16 protein-coding genes and 2 pseudogenes are annotated in these 20,205 nt (G+C 53.5%); 15 read left to right on the top strand and 3 right to left on the bottom strand.

Translation table 11 applies throughout. From position 1 onward, the window contains the following. Positions 1-2: 2 nt before the first annotated feature. From leuB to leuL, 3 genes are all read right to left on the bottom strand, one after another. Positions 3-1,094 (bottom strand): 3-isopropylmalate dehydrogenase, encoded by a 1,092-nt coding sequence (leuB, locus tag FDX22_RS17665; protein ID WP_115259468.1) that lies wholly within the window; start codon positions 1,092-1,094, stop codon positions 3-5. Further along, positions 1,094-2,665 carry a 2-isopropylmalate synthase gene (leuA, locus tag FDX22_RS17660; RefSeq protein WP_117342317.1) on the bottom strand — a complete coding sequence of 524 codons (1,572 nt, stop codon included), beginning with the start codon at positions 2,663-2,665 and terminating at the stop codon, positions 1,094-1,096. Before leuA ends, leuB begins: the two co-directional genes overlap by 1 nt. A gap of 96 nt (positions 2,666-2,761) precedes the next feature. Further along, positions 2,762-2,842 carry a leu operon leader peptide gene (leuL, locus tag FDX22_RS17655; RefSeq protein WP_115259466.1) on the bottom strand — a complete coding sequence of 27 codons (81 nt, stop codon included), beginning with the start codon at positions 2,840-2,842 and terminating at the stop codon, positions 2,762-2,764. Positions 2,843-3,496: 654 nt separating this feature from the next. Between leuL and leuO the strand changes: the two genes are divergently transcribed. The 15 genes and pseudogenes from leuO (at position 3,497) to murG (ending at position 20,171) form a co-directional block, all read left to right on the top strand. Further along, positions 3,497-4,444, top strand: coding sequence for a transcriptional regulator LeuO (leuO, locus tag FDX22_RS17650; protein WP_115259465.1), 948 nt, complete (start codon positions 3,497-3,499; stop codon positions 4,442-4,444). 319 nt (positions 4,445-4,763) lie between these two features. Beyond that, on the top strand, positions 4,764-6,488 hold the full coding sequence (ilvI, locus tag FDX22_RS17645; protein ID WP_096758313.1) for an acetolactate synthase 3 large subunit: 1,725 nt from the start codon (positions 4,764-4,766) through the stop codon (positions 6,486-6,488). A 2-nt stretch (positions 6,489-6,490) separates the two neighbouring features. Beyond that, positions 6,491-6,982: an acetolactate synthase small subunit gene (gene ilvN, locus FDX22_RS17640; RefSeq protein ID WP_096758312.1), complete on the top strand. Its 492-nt coding sequence runs from the start codon at positions 6,491-6,493 to the stop codon at positions 6,980-6,982. 179 nt (positions 6,983-7,161) lie between these two features. Continuing rightward, the gene (gene cra, locus FDX22_RS17635; protein WP_096758311.1) at positions 7,162-8,166 is read left to right on the top strand and encodes a catabolite repressor/activator; all 1,005 of its coding nucleotides are present in this window, start codon (positions 7,162-7,164) and stop codon (positions 8,164-8,166) included. 614 nt (positions 8,167-8,780) lie between these two features. Further along, on the top strand, positions 8,781-9,239 hold the full coding sequence (gene mraZ, locus FDX22_RS17630; protein ID WP_005124560.1) for a division/cell wall cluster transcriptional repressor MraZ: 459 nt from the start codon (positions 8,781-8,783) through the stop codon (positions 9,237-9,239). A 1-nt stretch (position 9,240) separates the two neighbouring features. After that, positions 9,241-10,182 carry a 16S rRNA (cytosine(1402)-N(4))-methyltransferase RsmH gene (gene rsmH, locus FDX22_RS17625; RefSeq protein ID WP_146717545.1) on the top strand — a complete coding sequence of 314 codons (942 nt, stop codon included), beginning with the start codon at positions 9,241-9,243 and terminating at the stop codon, positions 10,180-10,182. Positions 10,183-10,292: 110 nt separating this feature from the next. Then, on the top strand, positions 10,293-10,658 hold the full coding sequence (ftsL, locus tag FDX22_RS17620; RefSeq protein ID WP_115259462.1) for a cell division protein FtsL: 366 nt from the start codon (positions 10,293-10,295) through the stop codon (positions 10,656-10,658). A 15-nt stretch (positions 10,659-10,673) separates the two neighbouring features. After that, positions 10,674-11,759, top strand: a pseudogene (ftsI, locus tag FDX22_RS17615) (peptidoglycan glycosyltransferase FtsI); the annotation flags it as partial. Positions 11,760-11,772: 13 nt separating this feature from the next. Continuing rightward, positions 11,773-12,639 (top strand): annotated as a pseudogene (gene ftsI, locus FDX22_RS17610) (peptidoglycan glycosyltransferase FtsI); the annotation flags it as partial. Then, complete coding sequence (murE, locus tag FDX22_RS17605) at positions 12,626-14,113, top strand: UDP-N-acetylmuramoyl-L-alanyl-D-glutamate--2,6-diaminopimelate ligase (protein WP_117342316.1); 1,488 nt, start codon at positions 12,626-12,628, stop codon at positions 14,111-14,113. The pseudogene ftsI (FDX22_RS17610) and the gene murE, both read left to right, overlap by 14 nt. After that, positions 14,110-15,468 carry a UDP-N-acetylmuramoyl-tripeptide--D-alanyl-D-alanine ligase gene (gene murF, locus FDX22_RS17600; RefSeq protein ID WP_117342315.1) on the top strand — a complete coding sequence of 453 codons (1,359 nt, stop codon included), beginning with the start codon at positions 14,110-14,112 and terminating at the stop codon, positions 15,466-15,468. The genes murE and murF overlap by 4 nt, the downstream gene beginning before the upstream one ends. Beyond that, the gene (gene mraY, locus FDX22_RS17595; RefSeq protein WP_096758305.1) at positions 15,462-16,544 is read left to right on the top strand and encodes a phospho-N-acetylmuramoyl-pentapeptide-transferase; all 1,083 of its coding nucleotides are present in this window, start codon (positions 15,462-15,464) and stop codon (positions 16,542-16,544) included. The genes murF and mraY overlap by 7 nt, the downstream gene beginning before the upstream one ends. A 2-nt stretch (positions 16,545-16,546) precedes the next feature. Then, positions 16,547-17,863 carry a UDP-N-acetylmuramoyl-L-alanine--D-glutamate ligase gene (gene murD, locus FDX22_RS17590; RefSeq protein WP_115259459.1) on the top strand — a complete coding sequence of 439 codons (1,317 nt, stop codon included), beginning with the start codon at positions 16,547-16,549 and terminating at the stop codon, positions 17,861-17,863. Beyond that, positions 17,863-19,107, top strand: coding sequence for a cell division protein FtsW (ftsW, locus tag FDX22_RS17585; protein WP_135912587.1), 1,245 nt, complete (start codon positions 17,863-17,865; stop codon positions 19,105-19,107). The genes murD and ftsW overlap by 1 nt, the downstream gene beginning before the upstream one ends. Beyond that, on the top strand, positions 19,104-20,171 hold the full coding sequence (gene murG, locus FDX22_RS17580) for an undecaprenyldiphospho-muramoylpentapeptide beta-N-acetylglucosaminyltransferase (RefSeq protein ID WP_146717544.1): 1,068 nt from the start codon (positions 19,104-19,106) through the stop codon (positions 20,169-20,171). The genes ftsW and murG overlap by 4 nt, the downstream gene beginning before the upstream one ends. Positions 20,172-20,205 lie beyond the last annotated feature (34 nt).

Here is a 20,205-nt window from a genome sequence, read left to right as displayed (position 1 = left end):
GATTACACCCCTTCTGCGACGTAGCGAGCAATGATATCGCCCATCTCATCGGTACTGACTGCGGCTGTGCCACGGGCTAAATCACCGGTGCGAATACCTTCTGCTAATGCGCGGTTAACGGCGCTTTCAATGGCTGCTGCTGCATCATTGGCGTCCAGGCTGTAGCGCAGCAACAGAGCCAGTGACAAAATCTGGGCAATCGGGTTGGCAATGTTTTTACCGGCGATATCCGGTGCTGAGCCGCCGGCGGGCTCGTACAGGCCAAAGTCCTGCTCATTCAGGCTGGCAGACGGCAGCATGCCCATGGAGCCGGTGATCATCGCGCATTCATCGGACAGGATGTCACCAAACAGGTTGGAGCACAGCAGCACGTCAAACTGAGACGGATCTTTAATCAACTGCATGGTGGCGTTGTCGATATACATATGCGTCAGGACAACGTCCGGGTATTCATTGGCTATTTCATTGACCACTTCACGCCACAGAATCGAGGTTTGCAGCACGTTGGCTTTATCAATCGACGTCACTTTACAGCGACGCTTGCGGGCAGATTCAAATGCAATGCGCGCAATACGTTCGATCTCGAAACGGTGATAGACCTCGGTATCAAAGGCTTTTTCATGTTGACCGCTACCTTCACGGCCTTTTGGCTGACCGAAGTAGATCCCGCCCGTCAGTTCGCGTACGCACAGGATGTCGAAACCGTTGGCGGCAATATCGGCGCGCAGCGGGCAAAAATCTTCCAGCCCCTGGTACAGCTTAGCCGGGCGCAGGTTGCTGAATAATTTGAAGTGTTTACGCAACGGCAACAGGGCACCACGCTCCGGCTGCTGGTTTGGCGGCAAATTTTCCCATTTCGGGCCGCCCACGGAGCCAAACAGAATGGCATCGGCCTGCTCACAGCCGTCAACCGTTGCGGGTGGCAGCGGCTGACCGTGGTTGTCGATGGCAACGCCGCCCACGTCATAGTGGCTGGTGGTAATGCGCATAGCGAAACGGGTGCGAATCGCGTCCAGTACTTTCAGAGCCTGCGCCATCACTTCCGGGCCAATACCGTCACCCGGCAAAACAGCAATATGATAATTCTTCGACATCACACGGTTTCCTTGTTGTTCTCGTTGTTTTGAGCTTTGCGTTGCAATTCTTTTTCGACTTCTTCGGCGCGCCAGATGTTATTCAGTACATGCACCATGGCTTTCGCGGAGGACTCGACAATATCCGTTGCCAGGCCTACGCCGTGGAAGCGACGGCCGTTAAAGTTGGCGACGATATCCACCTGACCCAGCGCATCTTTACCGTGGCCTTTTGCGGTCAGGCTGTATTTCACCAGTTCGATGTCGTAGTCGGTAATACGGTTGATGGCCTGATAAATAGCATCGACCGGGCCGTTACCGTTGGCGGCTTCGGCTTTCACATTCTCACCACAGGCCAGCTTGACGGAGGCGGTGGCAATATCATTGGAGCCAGACTGCACGCTGAAGTAATCCAGGCGGAAATGTTCGGGTTCTTCTTGCTGTTTGTTAATAAAGGCCAGCGCTTCCAGGTCGTAATCAAATACCTGACCTTTTTTATCCGCCAGCTTCAGGAAGGCGTCGTACAGGTTGTCCAGACTGTATTCACTCTCTTTATAGCCCATCTCATCCATACGGTGTTTGACCGCAGCACGTCCGGAACGGGACGTCAGGTTCAGTTGCACCTGGTTCAGACCGATGGACTCCGGGGTCATGATTTCGTAGTTTTCACGGTTTTTCAGTACGCCGTCCTGATGAATACCGGAGGAGTGGGCAAAGGCGCCGCTACCGACAATCGCTTTGTTGGCCGGAATCGGCATATTGCAGATTTGGCTGACTAACTGGCTGGTACGCCAGATTTCCTGATGATTAATGCGGGTCTGTACGTTCAGAATATCTTTGCGGACTTTGATCGCCATGATCACTTCTTCCAGCGAGCAGTTACCGGCGCGTTCACCGATCCCGTTCATCGCCCCTTCGACCTGACGTGCACCGGCATGAACAGCGGCCAGCGCGTTACCGACGCCCAGACCTAAATCGTCGTGGGTGTGCACGGAAATGATCGCTTTGTCGATATTCGGCACGCGTTCATACAGGCCGGAAATGATTGCGCCAAATTCGAAGGGCATGGTGTACCCGACGGTATCGGGGATATTAATGGTTTTGGCACCGGCATTAATCGCCGCTTCTACCACGCGAGCCAGATCGGCAATAGGGGTACGGCCGGCGTCTTCGCATGAGAATTCCACGTCATCCGTGTAATTACGCGCACGCTTAACCATATAGACAGCCCGCTCGATAACTTCATCCAGCGTACTACGTAATTTGGTGGCGATATGCATCGGCGAGGTGGCGATAAACGTATGAATGCGGAAAGCCTCAGCCACCTTCAGGGATTCAGCGGCGACATCGATATCTTTTTCCACACAGCGGGCTAAGGCGCAGACGCGGCTGTTTTTAACCTGTCGGGCAATGGTCTGTACCGACTCAAAATCACCTGGCGAAGACACAGGGAAACCGACTTCCATCACGTCAACGCCCATACGCTCGAGAGCCAGAGCAATCTGCAGTTTTTCTTTCACACTCAGGCTTGCCTGTAACGCCTGTTCACCATCGCGTAAGGTGGTATCGAAAATAATGACTTGCTGGCTCATGGTTTAGGTCCTTTGTCTTTTTTGGCGCCTTGCTTCGAGCATAAAAAAACCCGCGCAGCGGCGCGGGTTTTTGTCTTAACTGGAGCTGACGTAATGCTAAATGTCGTTCACCAGTCTACCGCGCAACGAAGATGCGTTTAGTAGTAGTAGACCGTTAAAACGAACAATGTAAGTCATCAATCAGGCTCCAGGCGAATGCGATATGCTTTTAGTGGTACTGGATATGAAAGCTGATGTCAACCCCGCTCCCGGTAAACGTCCGTATTCAGAAGAAAAACACCTCTGCAATCTAAGCGAATTGTGCTGAATTTTTAGAGAAGCATAAAATAAATTAGTGTGCGTTCGTACATACTTTTCATGCTTTGACATATTTGAGCATATTTGTTTGCAACTATTGTGACAGCATGCTGATGAGATGGGGTGTAGATACACTTTTTATCTTTATGATTTATCAGTTTTTATAGTGTCCATGAATGAATACAGGGGGCACGCTTCTCAATGATTGATAAATTAATGTTAACTTTTAATGTATTAATAATATAAACATTTAATCAAATCTTAAATATATATTCACCGTGCGTATGATTGTGTATTCGTCGTGCTTATGGTTATATTGTTCGTGAAATTTAAACATATGAATCATCGTGCAGTGACATCTGCCACACTGCGCTCGCATTGGGTTTCTGTTCATTTAGGTTCGTACCTTTATGTTTTCCTAATTTTAATGTTTTTCCTTTTTCTTATTTTATATGCATGGTAAATCATATTAACGGAGGTTATTTCTTCACTCCGTCTGGGAAAAGGGAGTTTAGAGTGACAGTGGAGTTAAATATGCCAGAAGTGAAAATAATAGATAAACCAAATCCTATAACAATGGGAAAGCCGCAGCTTCGCATGGTTGATCTTAATTTATTAACCGTCTTTGACGCGGTAATGCAGGAACAAAATATTACCCGCGCTGCGCATACTCTGGGGATGTCGCAACCTGCAGTCAGTAATGCTGTGGCGCGTTTGAAAATTATGTTCAATGATGAACTTTTTGTTCGTTATGGCCGTGGGATCCAGCCGACAGCGCGGGCCTTCCAACTTTTTGGCTCCGTCCGTCAGGCATTGCAACTGGTACAGAATGAACTGCCGGGTTCGGGGTTTGAGCCTGCCAGTAGCGAGCGCGTATTCAACCTCTGCGTATGCAGCCCATTGGATAATATTCTGACTTCCTTGATTTATAATCGGGTTGAGCAAGTTGCGCCAAACATTAATGTCGTATTTAAATCTTCACTCAATCAAAATACCGAACATCAATTACGCTATCAGGAAACGGAGTTCGTTATTAGTTATGAAGAGTTCCGTCGCCCTGAATTCACCAGTATTCCCTTGTTCAATGATGAGATGGTGTTAGTCGCGAGCAGAAAACACCCCCGTATTAGTGGCCCATTATTGGAAAACGATGTTTATAATGAACAGCATGCGGTGGTATCTCTCGATCGCTTTGCATCATTTAGCCAACCCTGGTATGACACTGCGGATAAACAATCTTGTGTTGCTTATCAAGGTATGGCGTTAATCAGCGTGTTGAATATTGTTTCGCAAACGCATCTGGTGTCTATTGCACCACGTTGGTTAGCGGAAGAATTCTCTGAGCAGTTAGATCTGCAGATATTGCCTTTACCGTTAAAATTGAATAGCCGTACATGCTATCTTTCCTGGCATGAAGCTGCGGGCAGGGATAAAGGCCACCAATGGATGGAAGAGTTGTTAGTCTCCGTCTGTAAGCAGTAGTATTCGGCAGAATAAATCGGGCAAGACGTCTGGTTTATTCTGCTTTTGGCTTTTTATCTAAGATTTTGTGCTGAACTTGTCTTTCTGCATCTGTCCAAAAGTGTAAAAAAATAGACTAATCGCTGTAAGTCTCCATTTTTAAGCGATTATTTCTCATTTCATTAGCGGATGCTGGTTTAAATCTCCATTTATTCTGCGCTTACCTCCTTTTTATTCTTATTCATGCGAATTCCCCCTCTTAGGTGTCAATTGCCATGCGTCATCCTCAGCGGTTAATGTGTTGTTAAACCGTTATTCATTATAAGAGTGGAGGCAAGCCATGGAGATGTTGTCTGGAGCCGAGATGGTCGTGCGATCGCTCATCGATCAGGGTGTGAAGCAGGTATTTGGTTATCCTGGGGGCGCGGTCCTCGATATTTATGATGCGCTGCATACGGTCGGGGGAATCGATCATGTGTTGGTCCGTCATGAACAAGCCGCCGTACATATGGCCGATGGTCTGGCGCGTGCCACGGGTGACGTCGGCGTAGTTCTGGTGACCTCCGGGCCGGGCGCAACCAATGCGATTACCGGTATTGCTACGGCGTATATGGATTCCATTCCGCTGGTGATCCTCTCCGGGCAGGTGGCGACGTCGCTGATTGGCTACGATGCCTTTCAGGAGTGCGACATGGTCGGTATCTCTCGTCCGGTGGTGAAGCACAGCTTCCTCGTTAAGCAAACGGAAGATATTCCTCAGGTCCTGAAAAAGGCCTTCTGGCTGGCGGCAAGCGGTCGCCCAGGCCCTGTGGTCGTGGATTTGCCAAAGGATATTCTGAATCCGGCAAAGAAACTGCCGTATAGCTGGCCGGAGTCGGTCAGTATGCGCTCGTATAATCCGACGACAACCGGACATAAGGGGCAAATAAAGCGCGCGCTACAAACGCTGGTCGCGGCTAAAAAACCGGTGGTATATGTTGGCGGCGGTGCGGTCAATGCGGCCTGTCATGAACAACTTGGCCAGATTGCACAAGCGCTTAACCTGCCGGTTGTTTCTTCGTTGATGGGATTGGGCGCGTTTCCGGCCACGCATCGTCAGGCGCTGGGCATGCTGGGGATGCATGGCACCTACGAAGCCAATATGACCATGCATCATTCCGATGTGATCTTTGCCGTTGGTGTTCGCTTTGACGATCGCACAACCAATAACCTGGCAAAATATTGCCCAAATGCGACCGTACTGCATATCGACATCGATCCGACCTCTATTTCGAAAACCGTCACTGCGGATATTCCGATTGTCGGCGACGCCCGACTGGTGCTGGATCAGATGCTGGAACTGTTACCGCAGGAGAAATCGCAGCAACCGCTTGATGATAACCGCGACTGGTGGCAGCAGATAGAACAGTGGCGTGCGCGCCAGTGTCTGAAATATGACACGCAAAGTGAGAGCATTAAGCCGCAGGCTGTCATTGAAACCCTCTGGCGTCTGACGAAAGGGGATGCGTATGTAACCTCGGACGTTGGTCAGCACCAGATGTTTGCCGCGCTGTACTACCCGTTTGATAAGCCGCGTCGTTGGATTAACTCCGGTGGCCTCGGCACCATGGGATTCGGTTTACCTGCAGCATTAGGCGTAAAGATGGCGCTACCGAATGAAACGGTGGTGTGCGTCACCGGCGATGGCAGTATTCAGATGAATATCCAGGAGCTGTCGACGGCGTTGCAATATGAGCTGCCGGTGCTGGTACTCAATCTTAACAACCGTTACCTCGGCATGGTTAAACAGTGGCAAGACATGATTTACTCCGGGCGTCACTCGCAGTCTTACATGCAGTCGCTGCCCGACTTTGTACGTCTTGCCGAGGCATATGGTCATATTGGTATCCAGATAAACCATCCGGATGAACTCGAGAGCAAATTGGGTGAGGCGCTGGAGCACGTGCGTAACCATCGTCTGGTGTTTGTCGATGTCACCGTTGATGGCAGTGAACATGTCTACCCGATGCAGATTCGCGGAGGCGGTATGGATGAAATGTGGTTAAGCAAAACGGAGAGGACCTGATTATGCGCCGGATATTATCAGTATTACTGGAAAACGAGTCGGGTGCATTGTCACGAGTGATTGGTCTCTTCGCTCAGCGCGGTTACAACATTGAAAGCCTGACCGTCGCACCGACGGACGATCCGACGTTATCGCGAATGACGATCCAGACGGTGGGTGATGAAAAGGTCCTTGAGCAGATCGAAAAGCAGCTGCACAAACTGGTGGATGTCCTGCGCGTAAGCGAGTTGGGACAGGGGGCTCATGTTGAACGAGAGATCATGCTGGTGAAAATTCAGGCCAGCGGTTACGGTCGTGAAGAAGTGGTGCGCAATACGGAAATATTCCGCGGGCAAATCATTGACGTCACGCCGTCCATCTACACCGTACAACTGGCAGGTACCAGCGATAAGCTCGATGCTTTCCTGGCTACATTGCGTGAAGTGGCGAAAATCGTCGAGGTTGCGCGCTCCGGCGTGGTGGGGCTTTCTCGCGGTGATAAAATCATGCGCTAATCATGGCCCAGTTATTAATTCGTGAGCCCAATGCTACCGGTTGGGCTTTTTTTTGAGAAATCAGCGGTAACCAGAGACAAAAGCGGTTGCCGCGGTCATTATTCTGCGCTTAGATGTTAATAGTTTAACCCATGCCATCTCAAAGGTTATGGTTGGTACATTTTACGCAAGGGGCAATTGTGAAACTGGATGAAATCGCTCGGCTGGCCGGCGTTTCGCGAACGACTGCAAGCTACGTTATTAATGGCAAAGCAAAGCAATATCGCGTAAGCGACAAAACGGTTGAAAAAGTCATGGCGGTGGTGCGCGAGCATAATTACCACCCAAATGCTGTGGCAGCCGGGCTACGTGCTGGACGCACACGTTCTATCGGGCTGGTGATCCCGGATCTGGAGAATACAAGTTATACCCGGATAGCCAACTATCTGGAGCGCCAGGCGCGTCAGCGTGGCTATCAGCTGCTGATTGCCTGCTCTGAAGATCAGCCAGATAACGAAATGCGCTGTATTGAACATCTATTACAACGCCAGGTTGATGCCATTATTGTGTCGACCTCTTTGCCGCCGGAGCATCCGTTTTACCAGCGCTGGGCTAACAGCGCATTCCCGATTGTGGCGTTAGACCGCGCGCTGGATCGTGAACATTTCACCAGCGTTGTCGGGGCCGATCAGGACGATGCAGAAATGCTGGCGGAAGAATTGCGTAAGTTCCCGGCTGATACCGTCCTTTATCTCGGTGCGCTGCCGGAATTATCTGTGAGTTTCCTGCGTGAGCAGGGTTTTCGTACCGCGTGGAAGGACGATCCGCGTGAAGTGAATTTCCTGTATGCCAATAGCTATGAGCGGGAAGCCGCCGCGCAGCTGTTTGATAAATGGCTGGAAACGCACCCGATGCCACAGGCGTTGTTTACCACTTCCTTTGCGCTTTTACAGGGCGTGATGGATGTGACATTACGTCGTGACGGGCAGCTACCGTCTGATTTAGCGATTGCTACCTTTGGCGATCATGAATTGCTCGACTTCCTACAGTGCCCGGTACTGGCGGTGGCGCAACGTCATCGCGACGTTGCAGAGCGCGTACTGGAAATCGTGTTGGCCAGTCTGGATGAGCCGCGTAAGCCAAAACCAGGCTTAACGCGCATCAAGCGTAACCTGTATCGCCGCGGTATTCTCAGTCGGAGTTAAGGTGTTCTGCTGGACGCGCTGGAAGGCGATAACCTTCTGGCGCGGTCATTTATTCAATTATCAGAAATAACCTCATTATATTTAAGAATATTCTTTAGAATTGTCTGAAATTCAATTTCTATATATCGTGATTAAAAACGCAAACCACCATTTTTACGTTATTGATACGTAACGACGCGTTACGATTGTATTAATTTGTTACATCGTTGTAGGGAATTGCCGAATTAACAAACACTTTGCTTCTGTATTGCAGATTTTTCTCACCTGCCTTGGTCGTACAAGGCGTACAGACCGATTAACTGGTACTGTTATCTCGCTGCATATTGTCCTAAAATGCCGCTCGCGTCGCAAACTGACACTTTATATTTTCTCGAGATGATATTGAGTTGTTTTAAACAATGATGAGTTGTTGGATTTTTTTCTTACAAATATTCATGACGTTAATTTGCTTCGTTCGCTGTACGGAATTTGTTCAACGCTGATATTAGCCGTAAACATTGGGTTTTTTGCTCCTCTAAGCGCCGTGACTTGCTTGACAAGGTTTTCCTCCGCTCCGTAAACTCCTTATAAGTGGGATTTTGTGGGACAAAGTGGTAATCGGGGGTGAGACGGGCATGTTCCGGGGAGCGACGTTAGTTAATCTCGACAGTAAAGGGCGCTTATCAGTGCCTACCCGGTATCGGGATCAACTGCTCGAGAGTGCTACCGGTCAAATGGTTTGCACCATTGACATCCATCACCCGTGCCTGCTGCTTTACCCCCTGCCTGAATGGGAAATTATCGAGCAGAAGCTATCTCGTCTGTCCAGCATGAATCCGGTCGAGCGCCGCGTACAGCGCCTGCTGTTGGGGCATGCCAGTGAATGTCAGATGGATAGCGCCGGTCGATTACTGATAGCACCCATTTTGCGGCAACATGCAGGGTTAACAAAAGAAGTGATGCTGGTTGGGCAGTTCAACAAATTTGAGCTGTGGGATGAAACGACCTGGTATCAACAGGTCAAGGAAGATATCGACGCTGAGCAATCTGTTACCGGCGCGCTGTCGGAACGATTGCAGGATTTGTCTCTATAAGATGATGGAAAAATTTAAACATACAACGGTGTTGCTGGATGAGGCCGTAAACGGTCTGAATATTCGTCCGGACGGCATCTACATTGACGGGACATTTGGTCGCGGCGGTCACTCACGACTGATCCTCTCGCAGCTTGGCGAAGAGGGGCGTTTGCTGGCTATCGATCGCGATCCGCAGGCTATTGCGGTAGCTCAGACCATTAACGATCCCCGCTTCTCCATCATTCATGGACCTTTCTCCGCGCTGGCTGAGTACGTGAGTGAGCGCGGGCTAACCGGTAAGATCGATGGCATCCTTCTCGATCTTGGCGTCTCTTCTCCGCAATTAGACGATGCGGAGCGCGGCTTTTCGTTTATGCGTGACGGTCCGTTGGACATGCGTATGGACCCAACGCGCGGCCAGTCAGCCGCCGAGTGGCTGCAAACGGCAGATGAAGCGGATATTGCCTGGGTGATTAAAACCTTTGGCGAAGAACGCTTTGGCAAACGCATTGCTCGCGCCATTGTCGAGCGTAACCGCGTTGAACCGATGACCCGCACCAAACAACTGGCGGAAGTCATTGCGGCGGCCATGCCGGTAAAAGACAAATTCAAACATCCCGCGACCCGTACCTTCCAGGCGGTGCGCATTTGGGTGAACAGTGAACTGGAGGAGATAGAGCAGGCGCTAAAAAGCTCGCTCAGCGTGCTGGCTCCAGGTGGTCGCCTTTCTGTCATCAGTTTCCACTCGCTTGAAGACCGTATTGTGAAGCGCTTTATGCGCGAACAAAGTCGCGGTCCTCAGGTTCCGGCGGGGATCCCGATGACCGAAGCGCAGATCCAAAAGCTGGGCGGCCGTGAGTTGAGAGCATTAGGCAAGTTGATGCCGGGTGAAGAAGAGGTCGCAGAAAATCCTCGTGCCCGTAGTTCAGTTCTGCGCATTGCAGAGAGGACGAACGCATGATCAGCAGAGTGACAGAAGCCCTCAGCAAAGTTAAGGGATCGATAGGAAGCAACGAGCGCCATGCCTTGCCTGGTGTGATCGGTGACGATCTTTTGCGGTTTNACGAACGCATGATCAGCAGAGTGACAGAAGCCCTCAGCAAAGTTAAAGGATCGATAGGAAGTAACGAGCGCCATGCTTTGCCTGGCGTGATCGGTGACGATCTTTTGCGGTTCGGGAAGCTGCCACTCTGCCTGTTCATTTGCATTATTTTGACGGCGGTCACCGTCGTGACGACCGCGCACCATACGCGGTTACTGACCGCGCAGCGTGAACAGTTAGTTCTGGAACGCGATGCACTGGATATCGAATGGCGTAACCTGATCCTCGAAGAGAACGCTCTCGGTGACCATAGCCGTGTTGAACGGATCGCAACGGAAAAGCTGCAGTTGCAGCATGTCGATCCCTCACAAGAAAATATCGTTGTACAAAAATAAGGATAAACGCGACGCATGAAAGCAGCGGCAAAGACGCTCAAACCAAAACGCCAGGAAGAACAAGCCAACTTTATCAGTTGGCGTTTTGCGTTACTGTGCGGCTGTATTTTGCTGGCGCTGTGCTTCCTGCTGGGACGCGTTGCGTGGCTGCAAATTATTGCGCCTGACATGCTGGTGCGTCAGGGCGACATGCGCTCCTTGCGCGTCCAGGAAGTCTCCACGTCACGTGGCATGATTACCGACCGTTCCGGCCGTCCGCTGGCGGTGAGCGTGCCGGTGAAGGCCATCTGGGCCGATCCGAAAGAAGTGCATGATGCGGGTGGCGTAAGCGTTGGCGAACGCTGGCGAGCGCTGTCGACTGCGCTGAACATCCCGCTCGACCAACTGGCTTCTCGCATCAATGCCAACCCGAAAGGGCGTTTTATCTACCTCGCACGCCAGGTCAACCCTGACATGGCCGACTACATCAAAAAACTCAAGCTGCCGGGGATTCATCTGCGCGAAGAATCCCGCCGTTACTATCCTTCCGGGGAAGTGACCGCTCACCTCATCGGTTTTACCAACGTCGACAGCCAGGGCATTGAAGGCGTTGAGAAGAGTTTTGATAAATGGCTCACCGGTCAGCCGGGCGAGCGCGTGGTGCGTAAAGACCGCTATGGCCGCGTGATTGAAGATATTTCTTCAACAGACAGTCAGGCGGCACATAACCTGGCGCTGAGTATTGATGAGCGCTTGCAGGCACTGGTCTATCGCGAACTGAACAACGCCGTCGCGTTTAACAAAGCGGAATCAGGTAGCGCCGTGTTGGTAGACGTCAACACCGGCGAAGTGCTGGCGATGGCGAATAGCCCATCCTACAACCCAAACAATCTCTCCGGTACGCAAAAAGATGTCATGCGTAACCGTACCATCACTGACGTATTTGAACCGGGCTCAACGGTTAAACCGATGGTGGTGATGACGGCACTGCAGCGCGGCGTAGTGCGTGAAAACACCGTGCTGAACACCATTCCCTATCGAATTAATGGCCACGAAATCAAAGACGTGGCGCGTTATAGCGAATTGACCCTGACCGGGGTACTACAGAAGTCGAGTAACGTCGGTGTTTCCAAANGACGTGTTTGAGCCGGGTTCTACCGTTAAACCGATGGTGGTGATGACCGCGCTGCAGCGTGGCGTGGTACGTGAAAATACCGTACTTAACACCATTCCTTACCGAATTAATGGCCACGAAATTAAAGACGTGGCGCGTTATAGCGAATTGACCCTTACCGGGGTTTTGCAGAAGTCGAGTAACGTCGGTGTTTCCAAACTGGCGTTAGCGATGCCGTCCTCAGCGTTAGTAGATACTTACTCACGTTTTGGGCTGGGAAAAGCGACCAATTTGGGGTTGGTCGGAGAACGCAGTGGCTTATATCCTCAAAAACAACGGTGGTCTGACATAGAGAGGGCCACCTTCTCTTTCGGCTATGGGCTAATGGTAACCCCGTTACAGTTAGCGCGAGTCTACGCAACGATCGGCAGCTATGGCGTTTATCGCCCGCTGTCGATTACCAAAGTTGATCCTCCTGTTCCGGGCGAGCGTATCTTCCCGGAATCTACCGTACGTACCGTCGTTCATATGATGGAAAGCGTGGCGCTGCCCGGCGGCGGCGGCGTGAAGGCGGCGATTAAAGGCTATCGCATCGCCATTAAAACCGGTACGGCGAAAAAAGTAGGGCCGGATGGTCGCTACATCAACAAATACATTGCTTATACCGCAGGCGTTGCGCCTGCGAGTCAGCCGCGCTTCGCGCTGGTGGTTGTTATCAACGATCCGCAGGCGGGTAAATACTACGGTGGCGCCGTTTCCGCGCCGGTCTTCGGTGCCATCATGGGCGGCGTACTGCGCACCATGAACATCGAGCCGGATGCGCTGACAACGAGCGATAAAAGTGATTTTGTGAATAATCAAGGCGAGGCGACAGGTGGCAGATCGTAATTTGCGCGACCTTCTTGCTCCATGGGTGCCGGGTGCACCGGAGCGAGCACTGCGGGAGATGACGCTCGACAGCCGTGTGGCTGCATCGGGCGATCTCTTTGTGGCAGTGGTAGGTCATCAGGCGGACGGGCGTCGATATATCCCGCAGGCGATAGCGCAAGGTGTGGCTGCCATTATTGCAGAGGCAAAAGATGAGGCAACCGACGGTGAAATCCGTGAAATGCACGGCGTACCGGTTATCTATCTGAGCCAGCTTAACGAACGTTTATCAGCACTGGCGGGCCGCTTTTACCACGAGCCTTCTGACACTATGCGTCTGGTGGGGGTCACCGGCACCAACGGGAAAACCACGACCACCCAACTGCTGGCGCAGTGGAGCCAGCTGTTGGGCGAAACCAGCGCCGTAATGGGGACCGTTGGCAATGGCCTGCTGGGCAAAGTGATCCCGACCGAAAATACCACCGGTTCAGCCGTTGACGTCCAGCATGTGCTGGCGGGGCTGGTTGAGCAGGGGGCCACGTTAGGCGCGATGGAAGTGTCATCCCACGGTCTGGTTCAGCATCGCGTGGCAGCGTTGAAGTTTGCCGCGTCGGTATTTACCAACTTAAGCCGTGACCATCTCGACTATCACGGCGATATGGAACATTACGAAGCCGCGAAGTGGCTGCTGTACTCCACGCACCATTGCGGTCAGGCCATCGTCAATGCAGATGATGAAGTCGGCCGTCGCTGGCTGGCAAAATTGCCGGATGCGGTCGCCGTTTCGATGGAAGACCATATTAACCCGAACTGCCACGGTCGTTGGCTGAAAGCGGTTGAGGTGAATTATCACGACAGCGGCGCGACGATCCGCTTTACCTCGTCCTGGGGTGACGGTGAAATTGAAAGCCGCCTGATGGGCGCCTTCAACGTCAGTAATCTGCTGCTGGCACTGGCAACGCTGCTGGCATTAGGGTACCCGTTAGCGGATTTACTGAAAACGGCGGCACGTCTGCAGCCAGTTTGCGGGCGTATGGAAGTGTTCAGTGCGCCGGGCAAAACAACGGTGGTGGTGGATTATGCCCACACGCCGGATGCGCTGGAAAAAGCGCTGCAGGCGGCACGTCTGCACTGCACCGGTAAGCTGTGGTGCGTCTTTGGCTGCGGCGGCGATCGTGACAAAGGCAAGCGTCCGCTGATGGGCGCCATCGCGGAAGAGTTCGCGGATATTGTGGTGGTCACTGATGACAACCCGCGCACTGAAGAGCCGCGCGCCATCATTAACGACATTCTGGCAGGTATGCTGGATGCCGGGCACGCGAAGGTGATGGAAGGTCGTGCTGAAGCGGTCACCAACGCCATTATGCAGGCGAAAGAAAACGACGTTGTGCTGGTGGCCGGTAAAGGCCACGAAGATTACCAGATCGTCGGCGCGCATCGCCTCGACTATTCTGACCGCGTGACGGCCGCTCGTTTGCTGGGGGTGATCGCATGATTAGCGTAACGCTCAGCCAGTTGGCGGAGATCCTCGGTGGCGAACTGAAAGGGGGCGATCTGACCCTTGATGCGGTGACCACCGATACGCGTAAAGTCACGTCGGGTTGCCTGTTTGTAGCGCTGAAAGGCGAACGCTTCGATGCCCATGATTTTGCCGAAACGGCGAAGGAGAACGGGGCGGGAGCGCTGCTGGTCAGTCGCCCGCTGGATGTTTCTCTGCCGCAGGTGATTGTGAAGGACACACGCCTGGCGTTTGGTGAGCTGGCGGCGTGGGTGCGCGCTCAGGTTCCGGCCCGCGTGGTGGCACTGACCGGTTCATCCGGTAAAACCTCTGTCAAAGAGATGACAGCCGCGATTCTCAGCCAGTGTGGGAACACGTTATACACTGCGGGCAATCTGAACAACGACATCGGCGTACCAATGACGCTGCTGCGACTGAACAACGATTATGACTATGCGGTGATTGAGCTTGGTGCCAACCACCAGGGCGAGATTGCCTGGACCGTCGGATTAACTCGACCGGAAGCGGCGCTGGTGAATAACCTGGCGGCGGCTCACCTGGAAGGGTTTGGTTCTCTGGCGGGTGTCGCCAAAGCAAAAGGCGAAATCTTTACCGGCCTGGCGGAAAACGGTATCGCCATTATGAATGCCGATAACAACGACTGGCTGAACTGGCAGAGCATTATTGGCGATCGCACCGTCTGGCGCTTCTCGCCGAATGCGGCCAACAGCGACTTTTCTGCTACCAACATTCATGTTACGTCACACGGCACCGAGTTTACGCTGCACACGCCGACGGGCAGCATTGATGTTTTGCTGCCGTTACCGGGGCGTCACAACATTGCCAATGCCCTGGCTGCCACAGCGCTCTCCATGGCGGTTGGCGCGACGCATGAGGCGATTAAAACCGGCCTGAAAGATTTACACGCAGTGCCGGGACGTCTGTTCCCTATCCCGCTTGCCGAGAATCAGCTGCTGCTGGATGACTCCTATAACGCCAACGTCGGTTCGATGACCGCCGCGGTACAGGTGTTGTCTGAAATGCCGGGCTATCGCGTGCTGGTGGTGGGCGATATGGCAGAACTTGGCGCGGAAAGCGAAGCCTGTCACATACAGGTAGGAGAGGCTGCGAAGGCGGCGGGTATCGACCGCGTATTGAGTACAGGGAAACTGAGTCAGGCAATCAGCGATGCCAGCGGTGTTGGCGAACATTTTGCGGATAAACCCGCGCTGGCCGCGCATCTTAAGACATTGATTGCCGAGCATCAGGTGATGACGATTTTAGTGAAAGGTTCACGTAGTGCCGCTATGGAAGAGGTAGTACGCGCATTACAGGAGAATGCAACATGTTAGTTTGGCTGGCCGAACATTTGGTCAAATATTATTCCGGCTTTAACGTCTTCTCTTATCTGACGTTTCGCGCCATCGTCAGCCTGCTGACCGCGCTGTTCATCTCGTTGTGGATGGGCCCGCGCATGATCGCCCGCCTGCAAAAAATGTCTTTTGGTCAGGTTGTGCGTAACGACGGCCCAGAATCGCATTTCAGCAAGCGCGGTACGCCGACCATGGGCGGCATTATGATCCTCACCGCGATTGTTATCTCCGTTCTGCTGTGGGCCTACCCGTCCAACCCTTACGTCTGGTGCGTGCTGGTGGTGCTGGTGGGTTACGGCATTATCGGTTTTGTCGATGACTACCGCAAAGTGGTGCGTAAAGACACCAAAGGCCTGATCGCCCGCTGGAAGTACTTCTGGATGTCGGTGATTGCATTAGGCGTGGCCTTCGCGCTGTATCTGGTGGGCAAAGATACGCCCGCCACGCAGCTGGTCGTGCCGTTCTTTAAAGACGTCATGCCGCAGTTGGGCCTGTTCTACGTTCTGCTGGCCTACTTCGTGATCGTCGGTACCGGCAATGCGGTCAACCTGACCGACGGCCTTGATGGCCTGGCTATTATGCCGACCGTGTTTGTTGCTGCTGGCTTTGCGCTGGTGGCGTGGGCGACCGGGAACATGAACTTTGCCAACTATCTGCATATTCCGTATTTACGCCATGCGGGGGAGTTGGTGATCGTCTGCACGGCGATTGTCGGGGCAGGATTAGGCTTCCTGTGGTTTAACACTTATCCGGCGCAGGTCTTTATGGGCGACGTCGGTTCGCTGGCACTGGGTGGCGCACTGGGCATTATTGCCGTGCTGTTGCGCCAGGAATTCCTGCTGGTGATTATGGGCGGTGTGTTTGTGGTGGAAACCCTGTCGGTGATTCTGCAGGTTGGCTCCTTCAAGCTGCGCGGACAGCGCATCTTCCGTATGGCGCCGATCCACCACCACTATGAATTGAAAGGCTGGCCGGAGCCGCGCGTGATCGTGCGCTTCTGGATTATTTCGCTGATGCTGGTGCTGATTGGCCTGGCAACGCTGAAGGTACGTTAATCATGGCTGATTACCAGGGTAAAAAAATCGTCATTATCGGTCTGGGGCTGACTGGGCTGTCCTGTGTGGATTTTTTCCTCGCGCGTGGCGTTACGCCGCGGGTGATGGATACCCGCACGACGCCACCGGGGCTGGATAAATTACCGGAAGCGGTTGAGCGCCATGTTGGCAGCCTGAATGATGACTGGCTGCTGGCCGCCGATCTGATCGTCGCCAGCCCAGGTATTGCCCTGGCGCATCCAGCGCTGAGCGCGGCCGCTGATGCTGGTATTGAAATTGTGGGTGACATTGAGCTGTTCTGTCGCGAAGCGCAGGCGCCGATCGTGGCGATTACCGGTTCTAACGGTAAAAGCACCGTCACCACGCTGGTCGGTGAAATGGCGAAAGCGGCCGGGGTGAATGTCGGCGTCGGCGGTAATATTGGTTTGCCTGCGTTGATGCTGCTGGATGCTGAACGCGAGCTGTACGTTCTGGAGCTATCCAGCTTCCAGCTGGAAACCACCTCCAGCCTGCAGGCTGTGGCGGCCACTATTCTGAACGTGACTGAAGATCATATGGATCGCTACCCGTTTGGGTTGCAGCAGTACCGTGCAGCGAAACTGCGCGTCTATGAGAACGCGAAAGTGTGCGTGGTTAACGCCGATGATGCGCTGACGATGCCGGTTCGCGGGGCTGATGAACGCTGCGTGAGCTTTGGCATCAATATGGGTGACTATCACCTGAATCGTCAGCAGGGCGAAACCTGGCTGCGCGTGAAGGGCGAAAAAGTGCTGAACGTGAAAGAGATGACGCTTTCCGGTCAGCATAACTATACCAACGCTCTGGCAGCGCTGGCGCTGGCGGATGCTGCGGGCCTGCCGCGGGCATCCAGTCTGAAAGCGCTAACCACCTTTACCGGACTGGCGCATCGTTTTCAGGTTGTGCTGGAACATAACGGCGTACGCTGGATTAACGATTCTAAAGCCACCAACGTCGGCAGTACTGAAGCGGCGCTAAATGGCCTGCACGTTGACGGCACGCTGCATCTGCTGCTGGGCGGGGACGGGAAATCCGCTGATTTTTCTCCGCTCAGTCGTTATCTGGTTGGCGATCGTATTCGTCTGTACTGTTTTGGTCGCGATGGGGCGCAGCTTGCCGCTCTGCGACCAGACGTTGCCGAGCAAACTGAAACCATGGAGCAGGCGATGCGTCTGCTCGCGCCGCGCGTTAAACCGGGCGATATGGTGTTGCTGTCGCCGGCCTGCGCCAGCCTCGACCAGTTTAAAAACTTTGAGCAGCGTGGCGATGTCTTTACCCGCCTGGCGAAGGAGTTGGGTTGATGCGTTTATCTCTCCCTCGTCTGAGAATGCCGCGCATACCGGGATGGGGTGTCCTGGCGTGGATCTTCGCGGCGCTTAAAGGCTGGGTGATGGCGTCGCGTGATAAAGACGCGGACAGCCTGATCATGTATGACCGCATGTTGCTGTGGCTGACGTTTGGTCTGGCAGCGATTGGTTTTGTGATGGTGACATCGGCGTCAATGCCCGTTGGGCAACGTCTGGCGGGCGATCCTTTCCTGTTCGCCAAACGTGATGCGCTGTATATCTTCCTGGCGTTCTGTCTGGCGATGGTCACGCTGCGTCTGCCGATGGAATTCTGGCAAAAGTACAGCACCACCATGTTGATCGCCTCGATCATCATGTTGCTGATCGTACTGGTGGTAGGCAGCTCGGTTAACGGGGCATCGCGTTGGATTGCACTGGGCCCGCTGCGTATTCAGCCGGCGGAATTTACCAAGCTGTCGCTGTTCTGTTATCTCGCCAACTACCTGGTACGTAAGGTGGATGAGGTGCGTAACAACCTGCGCGGCTTCTTAAAACCGATGGGCGTGATCCTGGTGCTGGCGGTGCTACTGCTGGCGCAGCCTGACCTGGGGACGGTGGTGGTGCTGTTTGTTACCACGCTGGCGATGCTGTTTCTGGCTGGTGCAAAATTGTGGCAGTTCATCGCCATCATCGGCATGGGGATCTCGGCGGTGGTGCTGCTGATCCTCGCCGAACCGTATCGTATCCGCCGCGTAACCTCTTTCTGGAACCCCTGGGAGGATCCGTTTGGTAGTGGCTACCAGCTGACGCAATCCCTGATGGCCTTTGGTCGTGGTGAGATTTGGGGGCAGGGGCTGGGGAATTCGGTACAAAAACTGGAGTATTTGCCGGAAGCGCATACTGACTTTATCTTCGCCATTATTGGGGAAGAACTGGGTTATATCGGTGTGGTACTGGCACTTTTAATGGTATTCTTCGTCGCTTTTCGCGCGATGTCGATTGGCCGTAAAGCGCTGGAAATTGACCACCGTTTTTCAGGCTTTTTAGCCTGCTCGATTGGGGTTTGGTTTAGTTTTCAGGCACTGGTTAACGTTGGGGCTGCGGCAGGTATGCTGCCCACGAAAGGTCTGACGCTGCCGCTGATTAGTTATGGTGGTTCAAGTCTGTTGATCATGTCGACGGCCATCATGTTTTTGTTACGTATTGATTATGAAACGCGTCTGGAAAAAGCACAGGCGTTTACACGAGGTGCACGATGAGTGGTCAACCGAAGCGGTTAATGGTGATGGCAGGCGGTACCGGCGGGCATGTGTTCCCGGGACTGGCGGTTGCGCACCATTTAATGGCCCAGGGCTGGCAGGTTCGTTGGCTGGGCACCGCCGATCGTATGGAAGCGGACTTAGTGCCGAAGCATGGCATTGACATTGATTTTATTCGTATCTCCGGTTTGCGTGGCAAGGGCCTCAACGCACTGCTGGCCGCACCCGTGCGTATTTTTAACGCCTGGCGCCAGGCTCGCGCCATCATGAAGCAGTTTAAACCTGACGTGGTGCTGGGGATGGGCGGTTATGTCTCGGGCCCCGGTGGTCTGGCGGCCTGGTCGTTAGGCATTCCAGTCGTGCTGCACGAGCAGAACGGCATCGCAGGCTTAACCAATAAATGGCTGTCAAAGATTGCCACGACGGTGATGCAGGCGTTTCCCGGCGCCTTCCCGGATGCGGAAGTGGTGGGCAACCCGGTACGTACCGATGTGCTGGCGCTGCCATTACCTGAAGAACGCCTGGCTGGACGTGAAGGTCCGGTTCGCGTGCTGGTGGTCGGGGGGTCTCAGGGCGCGCGCGTGCTGAACCAAACGCTGCCGCAGGTTGCTGCAAAGCTTGGCGACACGGTGACTATCTGGCATCAGAGCGGTAAAGGCGCACAGCAGACCGTGGAACAGGCCTATGTTGATGCCGGACAGCCGCAGCATAAGGTCACCGAATTTATTGATGATATGGCCGCAGCCTATGCGTGGGCAGATGTGGTGGTTTGTCGCTCCGGCGCGCTAACGGTGAGCGAGATCGCAGCAGCGGGCCTGCCAGCGATTTTTGTGCCGTTCCAGCATAAAGACCGACAGCAGTACTGGAATGCGTTGCCGCTGGAAAAAGCGGGCGCCGCCAAAATTTTAGAGCAGCCGCAGTTTACTGTGGATGCCGTCGCCAGCACCCTTGATGGGTGGTCGCGAGAAACCTTATTAACCATGGCAGAACGTGCTCGTAATGCATCCATACCGAATTCCACCGAATGGGTTGCAAATGCAGTGAGCCGGGCTGCCCGGGCGTAATTGTGGCGATGCCTTTTGCATCGCATGAACTGAG

The organism is Citrobacter sp. TBCS-14 (assembly GCF_005280805.1).
Classification (GTDB): domain Bacteria; phylum Pseudomonadota; class Gammaproteobacteria; order Enterobacterales; family Enterobacteriaceae; genus Citrobacter; species Citrobacter gillenii.
Note: the sequence above shows the minus strand (reverse complement) of the source record. Positions and strands in the feature narration are given on the sequence as shown.